Here is a 2,700-nt window from a genome sequence, read left to right as displayed (position 1 = left end):
GCGTGATTATTTCGAAGCGAAGACTTTGTTGATTTTTACACTGCGAAAAATCCAGTGATTTGGATGACAGTGAGGGTTTTATTTCCCCGTTGCATAAGCGAGTCTTGAAAGGGCGATCCTGTTATCTGATCGAGGTGCCAACCACAAATGCCTCCTGACTCTTGAAATTCAAGATGCGCCTGGCGGCAGACACTGCATGGTTGGAGAGCGCTTCCATGCGTGGCGATTGCAAGGCCCAGTCGTGCCAATACAACGCAACCTCGGTGAAATGGCCAGGGTCCAGATCCACCAGATCTCCACTTTTAAGCAAGGTGCTGGCTTTCATCTGTGGAACCATGCCGTAGCCGAGGCCATGACGTATCGCCCGAAAGCGCGCTTCGGGGAGCGACAGGTAGTGGCTCGGAAAGGCATCTGCATGCAAGCCTAAGCGCGACTGTAAAAATTCTGACTGCAATGTGTCTTTGCGAGAGTAGGCAAGCACCGGTGCCTTGCGTGCGGCGTCGCGTGTCAGCCCTGACGGGAACCATCGCTCCTGAAACGCCATCGATGCCACCAGTTGGTAGCGAACCAACCCTAGCGGTTCTGCAAAGCAGCCACGCATCGGCACTGGGCGCGTGCCTATGCAACCAATGACTTGCCCACTCTCCAACAGGGCGTACGTATGATCCTGATCATCGACCACCAGCTCCAGAAGAATGTTTTCGCTGATAAAAGTATCTGCCAATGCCGGGAAAAACCATGTGTTCAAGGTGTCGCCGTTGACGCCTATCACCAAGCGTAAATAGTCCTCGCCGTTTCCTTCTATATCGTTGAGTAGTTCTTCCTCGAGCACGGTCGCGCGACGGAGGTAATTCATCAACTTTCTCCCTACCTGAGTCGGCTCGCACGGCCGGCCCCGCACCACTACTGAACTCCCCAGACGCGCCTCAAGTGCATGTATTCGCTGCGAGACTGCCGACGGAGTCACGTTCAGGTATTCCGCAGCCTTTTCGAAACTGCCACCTTCGATGACGGCAAGAAATGCCTGCATTTGCTTCGCATCGAGCTTCATTGTCAAACTCCTGATTAAGTATTTCTTATCGGTACTGAAATATACTTCGTTTAACTTCACTTTTACTTCGATGCATCCCATGATGGCCTCAGGGCGACAGACGGTGAGTTTCGCCCATGCAGTGCCCGACCCGATCGTCGTCCACAGTTGAAGGGCGGCGCAGTGGACGTGCTGGTTTACCCCAGGAGTTAACCATGAGATGTCTGTTGGTGATGTTGCTCACGTTGATGTTGTGTGCGTGCACAACATCGGTTCGTAATTGGACCAGAGTAGACGGGCGCACGACTGATAGTGCGCACGACAAGGCCCAGTGTCAGTACGAGGCCAAAGCAGCGACGGCAAGTTATCACTCTTCGCCTTCGGCTAATGACAAAACCTCCGGCATGGGCAATGCCGTGGGTGACGGGATTGTTATTGCGCAAAAACAGATTGAACTGATGAACGACTGCATGCGTTTAAAGGGTTATGTCGGACAGTAAAAAATAGACACAGGGTGGGCCGTTGATAGCCGCCTTGCTGTTCCATTGCGTTGTTTGCCAGTGGTTTGATGCCGTCAATGTTTTTCTGATTATTCAAGAATAAGGTGTTTGGTTTCCAGCAAAGCACAGTCAAATTTATTTGTCAGTGCTCGCGTTATCGGCCGTCTTGACTTTGCATATATGTTTGTCATGGAAGTTTGCCTCCAAAAGGACTTTAGAGAAAGTAGTTGTAAAAGGTGTTTAAAAATGAAAACCGAAAAAGTTCTGGTTCTGCGAACATGCGCTAATAATATGGCCGACCACTGTGGTCTGATCTGGCCTGTTTCAGGAGTGGTCGAATGCAAGTTTTGGGAACCCACCATCAAGCTTGAAAACGGGTTGGCTGGCGTTTTGTGGGGGCAGGGCGCGAGTGCGCAGTTGAGCCCACAGGCAGACGCGAAATGGGTGGTGTGTGAAGTGGCAGTGGGTGAGCTGATTTTCCTCGAAGAAGATGAGGGCGTAAAATTTTCGCGTGCTGAAGTTGTTCACGTCGGCACGCGAAGCAGTGCACTGGACTTTATTTATAACAATGCTTGCAAGTATGAAGCCTCCACGACAAATTTGATTGAGGCATTTGTTAGTCCTGACGCGCAATCAGCGACGACGTCTGTCCTTCCCGCCCTGCCGGTTACTACTAACACTGCTCCCGATGTCGTCAATCGTCGTACCACTGTGCGTCATCCGCAAACGCTGGAAACGGCCGTGTATGGCAGTACGCTCACTGGCGCTAATCAGAGCCAACTCATTGCCGGCTACGGCAGCACTGAAACTGCCGGAGACAGCAGCACACTTATTGCGGGCTATGGCAGTACCGGAACGTCGGGTTCTGATAGTTCGATCATTGCCGGCTACGGCAGTACACAAACCGCCGGCGATGAAAGCTTCCTGATGGCGGGGTATGGCAGTACACAAACAGCCAAGGTAGGCAGTGATCTCACCGCAGGCTACGGCAGCACCGGCACCGCCGGCTCCGACAGCTCGCTGATTGCCGGGTATGGCAGCACGCAAACGGCCGGGGGCGAAAGCTCCTTGACCGCCGGTTACGGCAGTACCCAAACAGCTCAAGAAGGCAGTGATCTCACCGCCGGTTATGGCAGTACGAGTACCGCCGGCTCCGACAGTTCGCTGATT

General features: G+C 52.9%; 2 protein-coding genes and 1 pseudogene. 2 read left to right on the top strand and 1 reads right to left on the bottom strand.

From position 1 onward, the window contains the following. Nucleotides 1–121 precede the first annotated feature (121 nt). Nucleotides 122–1,051, bottom strand: coding sequence for an HTH-type transcriptional regulator ArgP (argP, locus tag A7D21_RS33860; RefSeq protein ID WP_069553841.1), 930 nt, complete (start codon nucleotides 1,049–1,051; stop codon nucleotides 122–124). A gap of 194 nt (nucleotides 1,052–1,245) precedes the next feature. Here argP and A7D21_RS33855 point away from each other — a divergent pair, with 194 nt between their 5' ends. Both A7D21_RS33855 and A7D21_RS36455 read left to right on the top strand, forming a co-directional pair. Then, the gene (locus A7D21_RS33855; RefSeq protein WP_069553840.1) at nucleotides 1,246–1,530 is read left to right on the top strand and encodes a hypothetical protein; all 285 of its coding nucleotides are present in this window, start codon (nucleotides 1,246–1,248) and stop codon (nucleotides 1,528–1,530) included. Nucleotides 1,531–1,776: 246 nt separating this feature from the next. Further along, nucleotides 1,777–2,700, top strand: a pseudogene (locus A7D21_RS36455) (Ice nucleation protein); the annotation flags it as partial.

Source organism: Pseudomonas sp. AP19, assembly GCF_001728855.1.
Taxonomy (GTDB): domain Bacteria; phylum Pseudomonadota; class Gammaproteobacteria; order Pseudomonadales; family Pseudomonadaceae; genus Aquipseudomonas; species Aquipseudomonas fluorescens.
The sequence above is the reverse complement of the archived record's forward strand: the minus strand, read 5'-3'. Positions and strand labels throughout refer to the sequence as shown.

Coding starts and splice junctions, on each gene's coding strand:
- A7D21_RS33855 (WP_069553840.1), top strand. CDS start 1,246: ATGAGATGTCTGTTGGTGATGTTGCTCACGTTGATGTTGTGTGCGTGC.
- argP (WP_069553841.1), bottom strand. CDS start 1,051: ATGAAGCTCGATGCGAAGCAAATGCAGGCATTTCTTGCCGTCATCGAA.